Origin of the sequence: Atribacter laminatus, assembly GCF_015775515.1 — a bacterium.
Lineage (GTDB): Bacteria > Atribacterota > Atribacteria > Atribacterales > Atribacteraceae > Atribacter > Atribacter laminatus.
This window is the reverse complement of sequence record NZ_CP065383.1, coordinates 1,266,577-1,285,476: the sequence shown is the minus strand read 5'-3', so window position 1 is coordinate 1,285,476 and position 18,900 is coordinate 1,266,577. Positions and strand designations below refer to the sequence as shown.

Here is an 18,900-nt window from a genome sequence, read left to right as displayed (position 1 = left end):
ATAAGCGAGATAAAAATGACTACAGATGCGAAGCTAAAGCAGAAAAGTTCTTTATTAGATAATTTTACCCCCTTTTATTCTCCTCCCCAAGATACTGGTAGTTTCAGCATGTGGTTTATTTTTTACAAGAACCAGCTTTTAATTCAAGAAAAACAAGGTTCTTATCATATACCACTTCTCAATATTGTAGAACAAGAAAAACTCCCTTTGACAAATCAGTTGTACTTGGGTCAGTATGATTCGATCCATTGCTTTGGAGCAGAGCTGAATCCTAAAACATCTATTCCATCCGGGTATCAATCTTTAGGACTGCGTCAACTTTTTGGTTTGATCAGTGATGACTTATTAGCCCTTGCTGGGCGTGCAATTCACTTACTTTATTGGGATTCAACTACACAGTTTTGTGGGCGTTGTGGTCATGCTACCATACTTAAAACTGATGAACGGGCCAAAGAATGTCCTCAATGCGGCTTAATTAATTACCCCCAACTGGCTCCTGCCGTTATTATTTTAATTGAAAAGGGTGATGAGATTTTATTAGCTCGATCTCCCCGTTTTAAAACAGGCATGTATAGCGTTATTGCTGGGTTTGTCGAACCTGGAGAAACTTTAGAGCAAGCAGTATCAAGAGAGATACGCGAAGAAGTCGGGATCGAAGTTCATAATATCCATTATTTTGGAAGTCAGCATTGGCCATTCCCTCAGTCTCTTATGATAGCTTTTACAGCCGAGTATCTAAGTGGTCAAATCACCATTGATCATCGAGAAATCGAAGACGCCGATTGGTTTACAATTGAAAACCTTCCACCGATACCAAGTAAAATGAGCATCTCCCGGTGGTTAATCGATTGGTTTATTGAAAAACATTCTAAGGTTAAATAGCTTTAACCCTTTGCCACAACCTAACATTTTTTTATATACTCAAACAAATATTTCTTTGACTTTTTTGGCCACGGCTTTCCCAAATTTTAAATTTTCTCCTTCTTCCCAATGGAGACCGTCCAAATCACTGGTTTTTACAACTTCTCCTGCATTGAAAAAAAAGTATTGGTGATCTCTTGCAAACATCTCATAATAACCGGCTAACTTTTTTGATTTTTCATATCCACCCTCCATCATTTCTTCCCAATCGGTCAATTTTCCTAATGGTGGCGGAGAAACCAGCAAAGATTTAGGAGATTGAGAATCACGACCGGCTTGGCTTTTTTGAACTAATTGTATTAATGAATCTGCGGCTGCGGCAATATCAAAAGCTGATTTGTTAAATCTCAGTTTGAGGTCATTGGTCCCCAACATGATAATAACAAGATCTAAAGGCATGTGTGATTCCAGGCAGGGAATGAGGTATTTTTTACCGTTCTTTTCCCCTTCAATCGGATCATCCCATATGGTGGTTCTTCCATTTAGTCCTTCTTCGATTATTCGATAATCTTTACCCAGTTCTTTTTGTAAAACTCCGGTCCATCTTTTCTCAAAAGGATATCTTCCCCTATCAACCGGATTCCAACCCCAAGTTAAAGAATCACCAAAACAAAGAACCTCTTTAATTTCTTCATTTTTCATTGTATTAACCCCTTCCTATTTTCCCCTATGGATTAATAAATGTGTCTAAATTTCGTTTGTCTAACAATAAAAATTCCTGAATAAATTAATTGATATTCTCTAATTATTATCCGTTTCATCTTTTTTGTTCAATAAAAAACTTGCAGCTTCTTGGCATGCTTTTGCAACCGCAGCCGAAGAAACCGTTGCACCGCTAATGGCTTCGATGTCGTCTCCTAATTCAAATTGAGCATTAATTGATTTTTTTAAAAATTGAACTAAGAAATTTGGTTGGGTAATAAGATCCCCTAATGAAGGGGTTTCGTTTTGTTCTAAGATTTGAATGCCAACTACCTGATTATTCAAAGAAGAGAAAGCAATTAAAACAACGATATTGTCACGATATCCGGGACTTGATATTTTAAAAATTAAACCATTTTCTGTCCCTTGAACAAATGCTTGGTAGATCTCTTGAATAACAATACCATCGCTAGACTCTGGTAACACTCCAGGAAATCTTTCAAAAGTATCTGCTCCAGCAAATACTCTTTTCAGCTGGTTCAACGTATTTTCATCGATTTGGCTAGAAGCTGATTCAGCCCATAATACCCCAACAAATAAAAATATCGATAGAAAAAGGATGGATGTTAATAATAATTTTTTATAGCCCATGGTTTTCTCCTTTACACAAAAAATAAGATAGGAATAAATTAATGAATAATTCTATTTCTTCTTTTTAAACACTAAATTATATACAATAATTTCTCCATTTTACATTAACTTTAGGCTAATCTATAATACTAATGATATAATAAGCATTATTTTATATGATTGGAGGTATCAGATGAGAAAAAAAGTAAATATTATATTTATTATCTCTTTAATAAGTCTTTTCTTTATAGTTGGTTGTACGAACCCTCCCTCTCCAACTCCTTCCCCAACACCTGAAATAGTCAGTGAAGTATTTGAAGCCAAGGATTGGGGTATTACCCAGGCTAACTTGGAGGGTGTTAGAGTCCCAATGGATGCTGTTTGGTCAGTTGTAAACATTACTCCAGAAGGACTGGTTGGATATACCACTTATCTATTTACCTACATTGATGCAGAAGGAACCTGGACCATTGAAGTAGGCTATCCCATTGTGCTGGAACCTATTTACGATGTAGAAATTTTCCAAAATGGCCAGAGCATTTGGGAGGGAAGTATCCAAATTCCATTTGACTAGTTTTTTCAAACAAATCCACCCGATTTTAAAGGAAATTTAAAAGGGTGTATTTCTCTCTTTAATCGAAAGAGTCATATTGCTTTCTTAGGGGAGGGATTCTTAAGTGTCAAAAATAACCGATGAGTTTAAAGAGTTTATAGGCCGTGGAAATGTGGTTGATCTTGCTGTTGGTTTCATCATTGGTACCGCTTTTGGGGCAATTGTTAAATCGCTCGTCGATGACGTCATCATGCCTCCAATCGGCTTAGCTTTGGGTAAGGTTGATTTTGCCAACCTTTTTGCAGTGTTAAAGGAAGGAGATACACCTCCACCCTATAATACCGTTGCAGCTGCCAAGGAAGCAGGAGCGGTCACCCTGAACTACGGTTTGTTTATTAACAGTATAATAACTTTTCTTATTATTGCATTGGCAGTATTCATGATTGTAAAAGTCATCAACAATATGCAACGGAAAAAAGAAGCACCACCCGCTGCCCCAACCACCAAAGACTGTCCTTTCTGCTTTACCGCAATACCTATTAAAGCCGTTCGTTGCCCTAATTGCACCTCAGAATTATCGAAAAGCTAATTTATCAAAAATTTTTATTTTTAATAATATCCCCGTTGTGATCTTTATGCAAAAGGTAACGGGGATATTATTTATTTTTTCCACTTTGAATGAGATAAGACTTCTGGGTTAACACAATTATTTGGTATTTTACCCGAAAGTGCTAATCGAATATTTTTTACAACCCCCTCGGCAATACCCTGATAGGAAGTATCGGTTGCCCCTGCTATATGAGGAGTCACCAACAACTTGGGATGCTGTAGGAGAGGATCGTAAGGATTGGTAGGTTCCTGCCAAAATACGTCCATTGCTACTCCCGCTAATCGTTCATCCTTCAGTGCATCGGAAAGGGCTTCTCGATCAATCAATCCGCCCCGAGCTGGGTTAATGAGATAAGCACCATTCTTAATTGCCTGAAATGCTTTGCGATTAAAAAGGCAACGAGTATTTTCGTTTTGTGGCAAGCACAAAAAAATATAATCAGCTAGGCTTAATAGCTCGGGAAAGGAGTTCATCCCCTTTACCCATTCAAAACTCAAACCTGGAGGAAGGTGATGAGGGTTTTTTTTCACACCAATCAATTTCATTCGAAAGGGGATCAGTCTTTTAGCTAATTCCACTCCTATTCCTCCAACTCCTACAATTCCGGCAGTTTTTCCCATAAGGCTATTCCCACAAGGGACTCCCCATGGAAAACCCTTCCAAACCGATTCTTGAATTGATGGGAATGAACGGCTTAAAGCAATTGCTGACATGACACACCATTCCGCAACCGACTCAGCATTTCCAGTACCGTGGGTTGGAACATTGGCAACTGCCACGCCGTTTTCTGTAGCAGCTGAGACTTCAACCCCTTCCAAACCAGAACCCCATTGTTGAATGAGTATGAGATGAGGGGCGCTATTGATTATGTGACGATTAATTCGAGTCATGGTTGGTATTATAACCGACGCATCTATTGCTTCCTCAACTACTCTCGAAGCGGGTATTTGACAGGACTCGTATTCGGGTAAGTTTTTTCTTAAAAAATAGATAATCGATTCAAAATGGATACCTGCAACCAATACTTTCATAGCGTTAATCGCTTTCTCATTTTTGTTTTTTTAAAATTCTTTCAAACCCCATCCTAACTGGTACTGACCTGGGAGCTCAACTGGAAGTTGACCATTCGGCTGTATTTCGCCCTTAAGAATACAGCCCAAAGCTTCAATACTAACCGGCCGATCTCCATAAGTTGCAATAGCCGCCCCATAATCAGTCACTTTAAGAAAATCATAAGGAGAACGCATAGCAATGAGAATAGTTTTCTCGTTGGATAAAGAATCAACCAATTCTTTCCATTGAGTATTTCGATGAAGATCATAACAAGCAATTATCTTCATATCATTCTTTTGAATTTTTTCTCGAAGAGCTTTCCTTTCTTCATCGGAAGGTTCAATCGAGAGAAGGAATGGTTTCAAATTAGGGCAGTTTTTTAATAAGAGCTGTAAAGACTTTTCATAATCTTTTGGCCATATTATTGGGATAGATACCTGCTTATCAATTGGAAGAAGGTGTTCTGAGTTTTTTATTAATGTAATACTTTGCATGGCAATTTCTCGTGCTATTTTATAGCTTTCCGGTGAAGCCAATTCATCTATATTCGCAAAATCCGGATATGAATTGGAAAAAACTGCGGCATCGGTTTTAGCGTATAAGATTCTTTTTACCGATTCGTCCAATCGGCTTTCACGAATACGCCCAGTTTGCACTGCTCCCAAAAGAGCTTGGTATACTGCTTTCTGTTCAGCTGGTTCATGATTCTTATCCGCTCCAAATAAAAGCACATCAGCTCCCGCCTGAAAAGCGAGTATCGATGCTTCTTCCATGCCCCATCGCTGGTCTATCGCTCCCATTCCCATCGAGTCTGTAATAATAAGACCATTAAAGCCCCAATCATCACGGAGAATTGATAAAATTTCTTTCGATAGAGTCGCAGGGAAATCGTCTCCCTCACTCAAATCCGGCACAACGATGTGAGCTGACATAACTGCTGGTACACCATTCTGTACCATTTGTAGAAAGGGAACCAATTCAACTTTTTCCAAATCTTCTCGGCTTCGATTGATAAAAGGTAAACCGGTGTGAGAATCGATTCCGGCATCCCCATGACCGGGAAAATGTTTCGCCGTGCAGAGGACTCGCTCTTTTTTGTAGGGTTCTATCATTGTTGCTCCAAGGGTTGAAACAATTTCCGGGTCAGAACCAAAGGAGCGAATACCGATTATTGGATTTGCCGGATTACTGTTTACGTCAACGACTGGTGCAAAATTCAAAGTAATTCCGAGGATACGTAGTTCTCGAGCGCAAATCTCTGCTGCTTTCTTGGCAAGTTCAGTATTCCTAGTCGCTCCTAAAGCCATATTCCCCGGAAATACTGTTACTCCTTCAGTTAGTCGAGCAACCAATCCTCCTTCTTGGTCTATTGAAACCAAGGGAGGTATTTGTCTATGTTTTTCCGCACAATATTGAACGGCATTTATCAAAGAGGCGACTTGAATTGGACTTTCTGTGTTCCCTGCACTGGAATAGAGAATAATCCCCCCTAAATGATAATCTCGAATCATTTCTTCCAATTCTGGAGTCAAAACCGGACCTCGAAAAAATCCAAAGATAACCTGTCCAACTTTTTCCTCGAGTGACATTTTACTAAGAATGTTCTCGATTTCATAATTATCTTGAGCGAACCCAAAGGCGCTGAAGAAAAAAATCAATATCATGAATAGGCATCCAACAAACCTTAACCGAAATCCTTTCCCTATAATCATCTCATCGCTCCTTCCTTTTTCCTGCTATTTTCATCATATCATATTCATAAGTAAAATCATGAGATTTTTAGATGATGAAGGAATAATTGAGTTGAATTAAAATGTGAAGCATGAATTACTCTTTTCATGTTCAAATAACTCACTTTTCGAGTATAATGGAGAATTATGTTCGCAAAGTTAAGCAGAACCCAAGCGATATTTTTCCTCATCCTTACAGCTGTCCTCTGGAGCTTTGGAGGGTTACTGATAAAAATAGTAACCTGGAATCCAATTGCAATTGCAGGAATGCGCAGCGCCATAGCGAGTATTTTTATTCTTATTTACCTTCGCCGTCCTCGTCTAAACTGGACGAAAAATCAGATTTTAGGAGCTCTTTTCTATTCTGCAACGGTTATCCTATTTGTTTATGCTACCAAGAAAACAACTGCTGCTAATGCGATACTCCTTCAGTATAGTGCGCCAATCTATGTGGCCCTTCTTGGCCATAGAATTCTTGGAGAGAAAACCAGCCGACTTGATTGGATAATAATTTTTACTGTTATTGGAGGAATGATGCTCTTCTTTTTTGATCAATTTCAAATCGGCAACGTACTGGGAAATATTGTAGCCATTATGAGTGGAGTAACCTTCGCACTTCTCACCATCTACCTTCGCAGTCAAAAGGATGCGTCGCCCCTTGAATCAGTTTTGATGGGCAATATTCTTACTGCCCTCATTGCTATTCCTTTTATGTTGACATCGGCTCCCGGGGAAGGAAGCTGGCTTGGTCTTATTCTGCTGGGTTTATTTCAAATTGGTTTAGCTTATATTTTGTATTCCATTGCTATTAAATATGTCACTGCCTTAGAAGGAAGTCTCATTCCAATTATCGAGCCAATTCTCAATCCAATTTGGGTTTTTCTTGCTCTTGGAGAAAAACCCAGTCAATGGGCACTAATCGGTGGGAGTATTATTATCCTCGCTATGATTTTCCGTTATTTGCTTCCTGCTCTAAAAAACAAAAGAGTAAAAACTCAAACTGCAGATTCAGAGTTATTTCATTAAACCTCCTTGCTTGTTTCAGGTGTTATCATCTTGAAATTCGAGCCGAGACTTCAATCATTCTTACAATTTTTTTCCCTAAAATTACCCATCATGGAAACAATGATGGGTAGAAAAAGACTTCATTCTAAGTCCTCGCCTTTTGAGTAGGCAGCAATCTTATCATTTCGCCTCCTTCCTAGTTTAAATACTTCCATAACGAAAAGAAGAATTAAAGCCAATAACAATGCAATAAACCATTCTATGAAGTTAACTGGTTCGATGCTCAATATGCGTTGCATAAAAGGTAAATGCATACTTAAAATATGAATTCCTTGTGCCATTACAACACCCAATATTAAAGTATAATTTCGACTAATTGGAATCTTTAGAGCTGATACCGATTCTGATCGACAGTTAAACACATGAACATTCTGTAACAATACCATTAAAAGCATTATAGTATTTCGAGCTGAAGCTTCATCCATCATTTGATTTCTAATATGCCAATACCATGATGCGAAAGCCAAAGCACCAATAGCAAAGCCTGAAACCAACGTCTGACTCATCATTTGCGAATCAAAAATTTTCTCATTTGGCTTTCTCGGTTTCCTTCTCATTGCACCTGGCTCTCCAGCCTCAAAGGCCAAAGCAACATCCTGTATTCCATTGGTTACAAGGTTGAGCCATAATAATTGAACAGCTAACAAAGGAATGGGCAATCCTGTCAAAATTGCAAAAATTAGCATAATTACTTCAGCTGCACCAGTTGATATCAGTAGATAAATAACTTTTCTCACATTGTCATAAGCAAACCGACCTTCTTCAACACCTGAAACAATCGAAGCAAAATTATCATCGGTAACAATCATCATCCCAACTTCTTTTGCTACATCAGTGCCTGAACCCATTGCAACACCTATGTTTGCTCTTCTCAGTGCGGGTGCATCATTTACTCCATCACCAGTCACCGCTACAAACTCACCATGATGAATCAGAGCTTCAACAATCTCAAGCTTTTGGGTAGGAGTTACTCGAGCAAAAACATGCGTTGACAGAACCAGCTTTTCAAATGCCGGGCTATCTAGAGTACCAACTTCTTTTAACTGTTGACCAGTCACAACCTCCTCATCCAAGTCCATTAGACCCAATTCTCTTGCAATCGCACCTGCTGTAGATGGATGATCTCCGGTAATCATTAAGACTTTTATTCCCGCTCTTTTACATTTCCTCACCGATTCAGCGGCTTCAGGGCGGAGTGGGTCAATAAACCCAACCAAACCATAAAAAAATAAATCTTTTAAATCTTTGACTCCATAGTCGTCTCCTTCTTTTAATTGGGAAACCTCACCCCCGGCTACGGCTAACACCCGCAATCCTTGTTCGGCCATTTCAACTGCTTGTTTTTCAATTAATTGCCGATTCAGAGAAGTTTGAATATTATCTGCGCTCTTCATGATGTTACAAAAATCAAGAACGGTTTCCACTGCTCCCTTAACCGCAACATAATCGATGTTTTCTTCTTTATAAAACGCTGCTGAAAATTTTTGCTCTGATTCGTAGGGTATTTCAATTATGAATTGGGTTTCATTTCTTATATCTTCAGGATTTAATCCCATCTTATAGGCCATTGCAAGGAAAGCTACATCCATGGCATCTCCGTTATAATCCCACCCATTTTCTTTGCTATAAAGCCTTGCTTCATTGGCAAAAACTGTTAATTTAGCTAAGTCTTCCAGTTGCTTTTTCGTGTTTTTATCAAAATCCTTTTGATCATCTACTAATACTTTACCTTCACCGTTGTATCCTTCTCCGGTTAACGAGAACTCCCGGCCACCAGGCAGTATAATCTTACGAGCTGTTTGTTGATTAACAGTAAGGGTACCAGTTTTGTCGCTAGCAATTATGGTACAACTACCTAGACTTTCAACGGCAGTGAGTTTTCTCACAATAACATTACGTTTTGACATGCGTTTGGTCGCAATGGAAAGAGCAACGGTCAGTGCCACCGGCAATCCTTCTGGAATAGCTGAAACAGCAAGAGCCACAACAAAGAAAAAAATTGCTAATAAATCGTATCCTTGATATCTCAATAAAAAACCCAAACCAACACTCACTAACAATACTAAAATGCTAATTTGCTTAACAAATTTCTCCATTCTTAATACCAAAGGAGGTTTGCCACCTTCCGACTCTGAAACACTCTTTGCAATAATTCCTACCTGGGTTGAGTTTCCAGTTGCAACAACAATCCCAGCTCCCCTTCCTTTGGTAATAGTAGAACCGGCGTAAAGCATGTTTTTACGATCACTTACTCGAACATCCTCAGATTGCAGCTCAGTGTTTTTCTCGACAGAAATTGACTCTCCAGTTAAAAAACTTTCATCTACGGTAAGGTTCTGCGCCTGAATAAGCCGAAGATCAGCTGGGACTTTATTTCCTGATTCAAATAGCAAAATATCACCGGGTACAACTTGTTCCGAAGGGATCTCAAATTCTTGATTACCCCGTCTCACTTTGGCTTTTATTTTCAATAAATTTTGCAATCCGGCTGCACTTTTTTCGGCACCATACTCTTGATAAGCTCCCAATCCACTATTTAAACCAATCATGAGGAAGATAAATATAGCATCAGTACCTTCGCCAATTATCAACGATAAAACTGCTGCTACAATCAATATGTAAATAATTGGACTAAGGACTTGGTTAAGTAAAATAGCCCATATGGTTGGAGGCTCTTTAGCTGGCAAGGTATTTTGTCCATAAAGGTTTAATCGGTTTGTAACTTCTTCTTTCTCAAGACCCTCCGGTCTGGTGAGCAGTTCTTCATAAATATCTTGTTCACTGAGTGCATGCCAACTCTCTTCTGATAAATGACGGGCATGTATTTTCTGTTTCATAAAACTCCCCTTATTCCAATTTTTTTTATTATAATCTGAAAATACAGAAACGTTTTTTAAGGTAATTCTTTTAGAGCAACTAACCAAAATTTCATTCTGAACTTTCACCCTCATCCTCACCTTCTCCCATCAAGGGAGAAGGAACTCTAAATCGTCATTGCGAGGAACGAAGTGACGTGGCAATCTCTCATGCTCAATCTTTATTATTTTCTATCCTGAAAATATCGAAACGTTTTTAGGTAATTCTTTCAAAGCAACCAACCTTAATCTCATTCTTGGTTTTCACCCTCATCCTCACCTTCTCCCATCAAGGAAGAAGGAACTCTGAATTCTTTTGTTCTTTTTTCCCTCGCCCCTCGGTGGGAGAGGGCCAGGGTGAGGGGGCAACTTATTTTCATATTCATCTGGTGCTGCGAAAGCAGCATGAAGGTCTATCCTGAAAATACCATCTTATAAATTCCCCCATTGAGGGGGGATAAAGGGGGGTGTGCCTTTAATCGGTCATCCTGAGCCCTCGCTTTTTGAGGGCGTGAGGATCTCATCTTTTAAGTTTTTTCTTCATAAATACTTTAAAGGATGAGATTCTCACGTCGTCCGGCAAAAACACCGGACTCCTCATAATGACTAAGTGGATGGCAGAGATTGCCACGTCGCTGCGCTCCTCGCAATGACGGAACAGGAAAAAACTCAAATCCCCCTAACCCCCTTTGCTAAAGGGGGAAGCGATTCCTGGGTAAGTATTTTCATCCTCATCTGGTGCTGCGAAAGCAGCATGAGGGTCTATCCTGAAAATACCGAAACGTTTTTTAAGGTAATTCTTTTAGAGCAACTAACCAAAATTTCATTCTGGGCTTTCACCCTCATTCTCACCTTCTCCCATCAAGGGAGAAGGATATATGAATTCTTTTGCTCTTTTTTCCCTCGCCCCTTCGTGGGAGAGGGTCAGGGTGAGGGGGCAACTTATTTTCATCCTCATCTGGTGCTGCGAAAGCAGCATGAGGGTCTATCTAAACATTACTTGGTAGAAGAAAGTAGTTTTTCATACAATCGTTCAGTATCTTCTCTTCGGCAAAGCTCCGTACCCGGAGTCATTACCGCTGCAGACCCCGCTGCTATTCCAAAAAGAATTGAATTTCGCAAGGTATTTCCACGGAATAAACTGAGAACGATACCGGCAACCATACTATCTCCAGCTCCAACCTTACTGACGACTTGAACCGTTGGTGGTCTAATATACTCAACGGTATTTCTTGATACCATCAAAGCCCCTGCTGCACCTAAGGAAATAACCAAGACTTCACACCAACCGCTTTCGATCATCTTCGTCGCTTCAAACTCAATTTGTGACTCTTCCTGAACATCCGAACCCAAGAGCTCTTTAAATTCACGGATGTTAGGCTTAACCAGATAAACACCTACTTGGAGGGCAAGCTTCAGAGCTTCCCCAGAGGCATCAATGATCACTTTTATTCCGCTCTCTTTCCCCTTCTTGGCAACTCGTGCATAAAAGTCTGATGGAACACCTGGTGGAAGGCTTCCACTGATCACGAGATAGTTCGGTTTTGGTTTGAAATCAAACAGCTCATTGAGACATCTCTCCCATTCCTGCTTACTCATAAACGGTCCTGGCATTCCAAATCGGAATTGTTGCCCGGTACTTTCTTCCAACACGATGAGGTTTTCTCTCATCACACCTTCGATGGGAATTGGATAGTGGTTTATGTTCTCTTGCAGTAAAAGGTTTTCCAACATCTTTCCCGTCAGTCCTCCTGAGGGATAAAAGAGCAGTGATTCTCCCCCCAATTTTTTTATTGCACGGGATACATTGACTCCCCCTCCTCCTGGTTCAAAATGGGGAGCCTTACAATAGAGTTTGTGTTCAGGAATGACGTGTTCTACGCTTGAACTCTTGTCTACCGCCGGATTCATCGCTACCGAAATAATGATTTCCATGGATATATCCTTCTCTTTGTTTGTAATTATTATCAATTATCAATATATACCTACTTAATAGGAATCAACTCCGTTCACTAAACAATCTATATGATAAATTTTATCATTTTTCATCATCTTTTCTATTTTCAATTAAAAATTAAATATTATAAATCGGTGTTTTTTTCTTTTTAGCATCTATCCTGAAAATACCATCTTATAAATTCCCCCATTGAGGGGGGATAAAGGGGGGTGTGCCTTTAATCGGTCATCCTGAGCCCTCGCTTTGTGAGGGCGTGAGGATCTCAAATACTTTAAAAGATGAGATTGCCACGTCGCATAAAACGCTCCTCGCAATGACCGAGCAGGAAAAAACTCAAATCCCCCTCACCCCCTTTGCTAAAGGGGGAAACGATTCCTGGGTAAGTATTTTCACCATCAACTGGTGCTGCAAAAGCAGCATGAGGGTCGATCCTGAAAATAACAGAACATTTTTTAAGGTAATTCTTTTAAAGCAACTTACCAGGATCTCATTCTGGGCTTTCGCCCTCATCCTCGCCTTCTCCCATCAAGGGAGAAGGATATATGAATTCTTTTGCTCTTTTTTCCCTCGCCCCTTCGTGGGAGAGGGTCAGGGTGAGGGGGCAACTCATCTTCATCCTCATTTGGAATTGCCAAGAGCTATGGATCTCTATCTTAAAACATTTTCCACCTATAAAGAGAAAGGTGTTATTTGCCTCTGCTATTGAATTTTAGCTTATTTCCCAAAAGACCTTTCACCTCTTTGCAAGCGGTCAATATCAGGAGTAGTTCCGTCTTGAAGGCGATAAAGCGTTTCTCCTGCATTGGGAACCACCAATATTCCTTCCTCTTCTTTCCCCAGGTAGTCATCGGGATTAAGTGAACGATAATCAAGATAGCCAAGATTGATTGACTCACAAAGTTCGCGGGGAAGACCAGTAGCCAAGGTTACTTGAATTCGTGGATACTCTTTGCCATTCTTGTAAGTACCAATTCCCTTCACCTGGGTTGAATGAGCTACAATACCTTTGGGAACATGCTGACATTTCTCCCAATTGGCAAGAAAATAATCTCGAGTATGATAACCAATTTCCATTAGGTATTTCCCATGAGTTATCGAAACATCCTTAAGATGGGGAGCATAAATGATAATTTCGCCGCCATCATCAACTACCGGTTCCAGTTTATACATACATTTTCCACCCACCCAAAGCTCGGAATACATAGCCGGAGCAATCGAAATCACCTTTGGGAAGGGCTTTGGCTTGTAAACTACATTCACCTGAGCTGATAAACCAACCGCCTGCTGCCAGGATTCAACAGGATCTCCAGTAAAGAGGCCAAAAGGAACTTTCCCTTTCATAACAACACAAAAAGCTGTCATTGGTATGGCTACCAATTGAGCTGCTTGGTTGATAACCTGTCGAGGTGGAGTATCTCGATGACCGATGGTCTTTGGGTTGGTAATAAGAGCCGACAACCAATGAAAAGCATGGATAATTTCTGGTCCTGAAATGCCTGGAAATAAATACTTATAACTCCCTGAAAAACCAACAACTTCATGAGGAAAAACTGGACCCAGGATGATTAATTCATCATACTCGAAAATTTTCTTGTTGATCGCAACAGGAATCGATTCCGATAGAAGACCCCCGGTTATTTTTTTCACCTGCTCTTCAGCTAATGTTCCAATAAGTTTCAACTGACTGGGTTCATCCCATTGATGATTAAAAATATTGATTCCAGATGCTTTTGCTTGGGATGGAGTAACTCCAAAATGTCCACGTATTTGTTCTGACGTCATGGCTGGGTGAGTTCCCAAAGCAATCAGAAAGTCTAATTTTTTTACCCGTTTTAAAAGCGCATTTTGAAAAGAGGAGAAAAATAACTGAAGAGGAATAGTTCGAGTGTTATCGGGAACAATAACTAAAATCCTTTTTCCCTCAAAAGAATATTTTTCCAGCTCTCGAAAAATTAATTGCTTTAATTCTGAATCAGAAAGACCGATGGCTGGGCCATCTAACTCATTCATCATAATTATTTATCCTCCCATTGGGTATGAAAGATCCCTTCCCGGTCAATTCGTCGATAGGTATGAGCGCCAAAGAAATCTCGTTGGGCTTGAATGAGGTTGGTTGGAAGCGATGACGAAGACCAGGCCTCGAGTGAAGCCAATGCTCCTTGGAAAGAAGGAAGAGGAAGGTGGTTTTCCACACCAATTTTAGCAACTTGACAAAGCGAAGAAAGCTTTTTCTGGAGATCAGGAATAAACTCTGGAGATTCAATAAGCATTTCTAAGTTAGGGTCTTGAAAAGCCAGCTGAATTCTGTTTAAAAGTCGGGTCCGAAGAATACAGCCTCCTTTCCAGATTCGGGCAATATCAGCCAGCGGAAGGTTCCAACCTTTTTCCTGAGAGGCAACGAAAAGCATGTGCATCCCCTCATTAAATGCCATGAGATTGGCCAGATATAATCCATCGGCTAAAGCAATAAGGGACTGCTGGGTTTCTTGATGAGAAAAGGAAAGAGAAGCTTTCGAGCGAATTTTTGCCGATAGTTTGAGACGGTTCGCTTTTCGAGCTGAGAGAACCCGAGCGACCACCGCTTGATTGATAGTTGGAATAGGAACACCAAAATCCAGGGCGATTTGAGAAGTCCATTTCCCGGTTCCTTTTTGTTCAGCTCGATCATCGATCAAATCGATGAGATAAAAACCAGTTTCCGGATCTCGATAATGTAAGACTTTTATTGAAATTTCAAGCAGAAAAGAATTCAAGTTCTCTCGTTGGTTCCATTGTTTGAAGACTTCAGCTATAGCTGGAGGGTCCATTTTGAAAAGTGTGCGCATGATATCGTAAGCTTCAGCGATGAGCTCCATGAGGGCATATTCAATGCCATTGTGAACCATTTTTACAAAGTGGCCAGCTCCACCCGGACCCAAGTAAACACAACAAGGCCCATCTTCGGTTTGAGCTGCTGCTTTCAGCAAGATTTCCTGAATCAGTTCATATCCAGCCTGATGACCCCCGGGCATAATCGAAGGGCCCTGCAAGGCACCCTCTTCTCCTCCGCTAATTCCAGTTCCTAAGTAATAGAATCCACGATTTTCGGCTTCCTGCTCCCGACGTTCGGTATCCAGGAAGTGCGAATTTCCTCCATCGATGATCACATCTCCTGCTTCGAGAAGAGGATAAAGTTGGAGGAGAAACTCATCAACCGGTTGACCGGCTTTCACCATCAACAGGATTTTACGGGGTTTTATTAAAGAACCGACCAGCTCGGTAAGATCAAAAGCAGGAAAGATCTTATCATTGGGAGATTTTCTGGCCAATAAATCATGAGTTTTTGACGAGGTTCGGTTATAAACAGCTAAAGCATATCCGTGTCTAGCAATATTAAGAGCTAGGTTTTGACCCATCACTGCTAATCCGATCAAAGCCAGGTCATTTTTTTCAGGCATTCATTTTTCCTCTCCTTTCAAGGAAAGTACTTATCTCTTTTTTTTAATCATGCCAAATGAAATTCACTAAATTCTTGAAAGAGTCCCCGATTGGCTTGGTACACTTTCTCATAAAATCGGTAGAGTTGATCATATAAAACATTATAGTCAGGGTTCGGTTGAAGAATATTTAGCTGGTTCAAATGGTTTTGAGAAACTTCATCTAAACGCTTAATCTGCCCTAAAGCTTTTATTGCCAAAAAAAATGCTCCCCGGCAAGGTGCTGAAGGAAATTCGCTCAGTTGTAAAGGAATTCCTAAAACATGGGAGAGAATACGACTTCCCTTCGGAGATATACCAAAGCCACCATTGACAACAACTTGCCAGGGATCTCCAATGATATCTTTTAAAAGCTCGTAAATCGAACGAATACGGAAAGCAATTCCCTCATAAGCTGATTGCATTAAAGCCTCTTTAGTATGGAAATATGAAAGGCCAAAAAGGATCCCACGGGCTTGGGCGTTCCAGTTCGGGCTTCGTTCGCCAGTTAAAAAGGGAAGAAATAAAGGTCGAGGACGCTGGGGATCAATCTCCCATTGAGCATCATCGTTTAAAAGATCATTCATCCATGAATAGACAATCCCGCCATTATTAATTGCTCCTCCCCCTACCCAGATATCATCAGCAAGATAATAGCACCAGCTTCGTTGGTTGGGATCAAAAACCGGTTGATGGTCACACATTCGGACTGCTCCTGAAGAACCAACCGTAATCACCATCTCTCGCTGATGAAACATCCCCTCTCCTAAGTTGGCAAAAGGACCATCTCCTCCTCCCCAAATGACTGGAATACCCGGGAGAAGACCGGTATCATGGGTAAAAGGACTGACCTGCAATGGAAGGCGATGATCCGGTTCGCAAAGGGGTAGGAATTGGTTTAAAGAAACCTGAGCGCTGGAGAGAATCTCCTTATCCCAACATTTACCGGTAAGATTGAGAAGGCCGGTTCCCGAAGCAGTAGAATAATCACAAAACCACTCCCCGGTGATTTTCCCTAAAAACCAATCTTTAATAGTAGTTATTTTCCAAGCCGACTGTAGTAAAGATGGATAGTGTTTTCGAAACCAGATAAGACGGGGAAGGGTGTAAATGGTATGAAGAGGAACACCGTTGCGAAAGTAGAACCGCTTTTCTTGGTATTCTTGATTGAGAAATTTCAACTCTTCTTGACAGCGAGTATCCATCCAGTTTAAAAGAGGGTAGAGAGGTTCCCCTTCTTCATCGAGAAGCAAAGTACTATGAAGCATGGTATCACAAGCCAGGGCGATGACTCGAGAAGGAGAACGCTTGGACAATACTGCTTTCACCGACTGAACAATGCCTGAATAAATAGCTGATACGTCTTGCTCAGCAAAGGAAGGCTGCGGAGATAAAGTCGGATACTCGCTTTTTGCGGTAGCCCGAATAGCACCAGATAAATCAAAAAGACAAACCTTGCAGGAAGAAGTCCCTATATCAATGGTGAGTATTAATTCCTGAGAATTGATCATCTTAGACTCCTGAATAAGCATGAAACCCCCATCAACTGGAACCACTATTTAAGATAAAAAAATCAAGAGTATAAAAATCTCGAAAATTGAATACACTCAATCTACCATGCCTGACATTAATAAGGCTAAATTTACATTATTCAAATTAATGAAAGGAGAAAATACTATAATTATTTAGAATTAATAACTTCATTTCTTATTATTATAATGTATTTCATACCAAATCATGTTCATTGCCGCCATGATAAAGGATAATTTTTTAATAAGCAATCGCAACCACCGAGCCTTCGAGGAGGGGGATTGTTGAATTTATTCCCCCATTAAGGGATGATTCAAGTGGGTTTGAATTTTTACAGTTCCGTCATTGCAAGGAGGTCAACCGTTTTTTGGTTAAACGACATGGCAATCTCATTCCTAAAAACAGTGAGTCGTGAGTCGAATAAAAAAATTAAGAATTGATGAACTTTGGTGGCGAAAAACTCATGAAAAAAGTTTCCCCCTTTAGAAAAGGGGGTATGGGGGATTTGAAAGAACTAGATAAAAAATCGAATCCCGAACCTTCTCCCTTTATTTAAAGAGAGAGGAATAAAAAAGATTAAAGTCAAGAGATTGCCACGTCACTTCGTTCCTCGCAATGACGAGTCAGAGTTTCTTCTCCCTTGATGGGAGAAGGTAAGGATGAGGGTGAGGCATGGATTCGACATGCCATGGCATGTCGCTACATGAATCGGGCACGATAAAGGCTGAGGGGGCGAATGAAAAAAAATGAAAGGATAAAAGAAAAAATTACAAGATGAGATCCTCACGCCCTCGAAAAGCGAGGGCTCAGGATGACCGATTAAAGAATTCATTTGATGATATTTTCAGGATAAACATTCATGCTGCTTTGTAGTACCAAATGAGGATAAGATTTCTCATCCAGAAATCAACTTCCCCCTTTAGAAAAGGGGGTATGGGGGATTTGAAAGAACTGAAAAAAATCGAATCCTTCTCAAACTTCATTTATATAAAGAGAGGAATAAAAAAGATTGAACTCATGAGATTGCCACGTCAATGCGTTCCTCGCAATGACGATTCAGGGCTCTTTCTCCCTTAATAGGAGAAGGTGAGGATAAGAGTGAATACCTTTATATTAAAGATTATCGGTTTTGAGTCATATAACTTTTTTACTTTGGATGACAATAAAAGCACCTTTCCCAAAACCATCAAGTATAGTGCCTGATGGTGTGTCAGGAATAAGGGTCTGTTTAATCATCGTGATTTGGAAACCAACTCTTTTAAGTAAATCCAATACTTCTTCCGAACTATAAAAGGTGGCATCTTTATAAAATTCATTAGAATTGCGTTTTTCAAAGTAGCGTTTCCCCAATTCACTTTCTCTATCCACAAATCCAATAATAAGATATCCTCCTGATTTCAGTACTCTATAAGCCTCACTAAAAGATTTTATAATATCATCAACAAAGCATATAGTCGTTACCATCAAAGCATAGTCAAATTCACCATCAGAGAAAGGGAGGTTTTCTGCTGGATTGGGATAAACTTTAATTCCCAGTTGTTCTGCTTTTTCAGCCATCTTTCTTGAAGGTTCAACGCCAACTTTTATACCCAAGGGTTGCGCGAATTTTCCAGTTCCAACACCAATTTCTAAACCTTTTGCTTTGGAACAAGGAATAGCCTGCCGGATAGCTTCTAATTCATCTTGATATAAATTCAGGTTTCTTTTAAACCATTTATCATATCTATCGCTGAATTTCTCAAAGGGATCAATATTCGGCATACCCAATTCTCCTTCATTTTAATTAGCTTCTTTATTAACAGCATTAAAGCTAAAATTTAAAATCATTGTGTTAAAAAAACGATTGTATTCTTAAGTATTATTAAGTCAATATATAAATCCAAAGACAGGTATTCAATC

General features: G+C 40.0%; 14 protein-coding genes. 4 read left to right on the top strand and 10 right to left on the bottom strand.

What is annotated here, in order from left to right; translation table 11 throughout:
* Nucleotides 1-15: 15 nt before the first annotated feature.
* Nucleotides 16-882: an NAD(+) diphosphatase gene (gene nudC, locus RT761_RS05915; RefSeq protein ID WP_218113147.1), complete on the top strand. Its 867-nt coding sequence runs from the start codon at nucleotides 16-18 to the stop codon at nucleotides 880-882.
* Nucleotides 883-921: 39 nt separating this feature from the next.
* Here nudC and RT761_RS05910 read toward each other — a convergent pair whose 3' ends face one another.
* Nucleotides 922-1,563 (bottom strand): SGNH/GDSL hydrolase family protein, encoded by a 642-nt coding sequence (locus RT761_RS05910; RefSeq protein ID WP_218113146.1) that lies wholly within the window; start codon nucleotides 1,561-1,563, stop codon nucleotides 922-924.
* A 99-nt stretch (nucleotides 1,564-1,662) separates the two neighbouring features.
* Nucleotides 1,663-2,214, bottom strand: coding sequence for an RnfABCDGE type electron transport complex subunit G (locus RT761_RS05905; protein WP_218113145.1), 552 nt, complete (start codon nucleotides 2,212-2,214; stop codon nucleotides 1,663-1,665).
* Between the two features lie 172 nt (nucleotides 2,215-2,386).
* On the opposite strand from RT761_RS05905, the gene RT761_RS05900 reads away from it, so the two are divergent.
* Together RT761_RS05900 and mscL are read left to right on the top strand one after the other, a co-directional pair.
* A complete protein-coding gene (locus tag RT761_RS05900; protein ID WP_218113144.1) occupies nucleotides 2,387-2,767 on the top strand; it encodes a hypothetical protein in 381 nt (126 codons plus the stop codon).
* 112 nt (nucleotides 2,768-2,879) lie between these two features.
* A complete protein-coding gene (mscL, locus tag RT761_RS05895) occupies nucleotides 2,880-3,335 on the top strand; it encodes a large-conductance mechanosensitive channel protein MscL (protein ID WP_218113404.1) in 456 nt (151 codons plus the stop codon).
* 71 nt (nucleotides 3,336-3,406) lie between these two features.
* On the opposite strand, the gene RT761_RS05890 is transcribed toward mscL, so the two are convergent.
* Both RT761_RS05890 and RT761_RS05885 read right to left on the bottom strand, forming a co-directional pair.
* The gene (locus RT761_RS05890) at nucleotides 3,407-4,387 is read right to left on the bottom strand and encodes an NAD(P)-dependent oxidoreductase (RefSeq protein WP_218113143.1); all 981 of its coding nucleotides are present in this window, start codon (nucleotides 4,385-4,387) and stop codon (nucleotides 3,407-3,409) included.
* A 30-nt stretch (nucleotides 4,388-4,417) separates the two neighbouring features.
* Complete coding sequence (locus RT761_RS05885; RefSeq protein WP_218113142.1) at nucleotides 4,418-6,121, bottom strand: glycoside hydrolase family 3 protein; 1,704 nt, start codon at nucleotides 6,119-6,121, stop codon at nucleotides 4,418-4,420.
* Nucleotides 6,122-6,286: 165 nt separating this feature from the next.
* Here RT761_RS05885 and RT761_RS05880 point away from each other — a divergent pair, with 165 nt between their 5' ends.
* Nucleotides 6,287-7,165, top strand: coding sequence for a DMT family transporter (locus RT761_RS05880; protein ID WP_218113141.1), 879 nt, complete (start codon nucleotides 6,287-6,289; stop codon nucleotides 7,163-7,165).
* A 119-nt stretch (nucleotides 7,166-7,284) separates the two neighbouring features.
* Here the strand turns inward: RT761_RS05880 and RT761_RS05875 are convergent, their stop codons facing one another.
* From RT761_RS05875 to RT761_RS05850, 6 genes are all read right to left on the bottom strand, one after another.
* Nucleotides 7,285-10,041 carry a cation-translocating P-type ATPase gene (locus RT761_RS05875; RefSeq protein WP_218113140.1) on the bottom strand — a complete coding sequence of 919 codons (2,757 nt, stop codon included), beginning with the start codon at nucleotides 10,039-10,041 and terminating at the stop codon, nucleotides 7,285-7,287.
* A 1,014-nt stretch (nucleotides 10,042-11,055) separates the two neighbouring features.
* Nucleotides 11,056-11,994: a 1-phosphofructokinase family hexose kinase gene (locus RT761_RS05870; protein WP_218113139.1), complete on the bottom strand. Its 939-nt coding sequence runs from the start codon at nucleotides 11,992-11,994 to the stop codon at nucleotides 11,056-11,058.
* Between the two features lie 736 nt (nucleotides 11,995-12,730).
* Nucleotides 12,731-14,029 (bottom strand): lactate racemase domain-containing protein, encoded by a 1,299-nt coding sequence (locus RT761_RS05865; RefSeq protein ID WP_218113138.1) that lies wholly within the window; start codon nucleotides 14,027-14,029, stop codon nucleotides 12,731-12,733.
* 2 nt (nucleotides 14,030-14,031) lie between these two features.
* Nucleotides 14,032-15,453 (bottom strand): NADP-dependent phosphogluconate dehydrogenase, encoded by a 1,422-nt coding sequence (gndA, locus tag RT761_RS05860; RefSeq protein ID WP_218113137.1) that lies wholly within the window; start codon nucleotides 15,451-15,453, stop codon nucleotides 14,032-14,034.
* Nucleotides 15,454-15,500: 47 nt separating this feature from the next.
* Entirely contained in the window at nucleotides 15,501-16,982 is a 1,482-nt protein-coding gene (locus tag RT761_RS05855; protein ID WP_218113136.1) for a gluconokinase, read from the bottom strand.
* A gap of 1,153 nt (nucleotides 16,983-18,135) precedes the next feature.
* Nucleotides 18,136-18,762, bottom strand: coding sequence for a class I SAM-dependent methyltransferase (locus tag RT761_RS05850; protein ID WP_218113135.1), 627 nt, complete (start codon nucleotides 18,760-18,762; stop codon nucleotides 18,136-18,138).
* Between the last annotated feature and the right edge of the window lie 138 nt (nucleotides 18,763-18,900).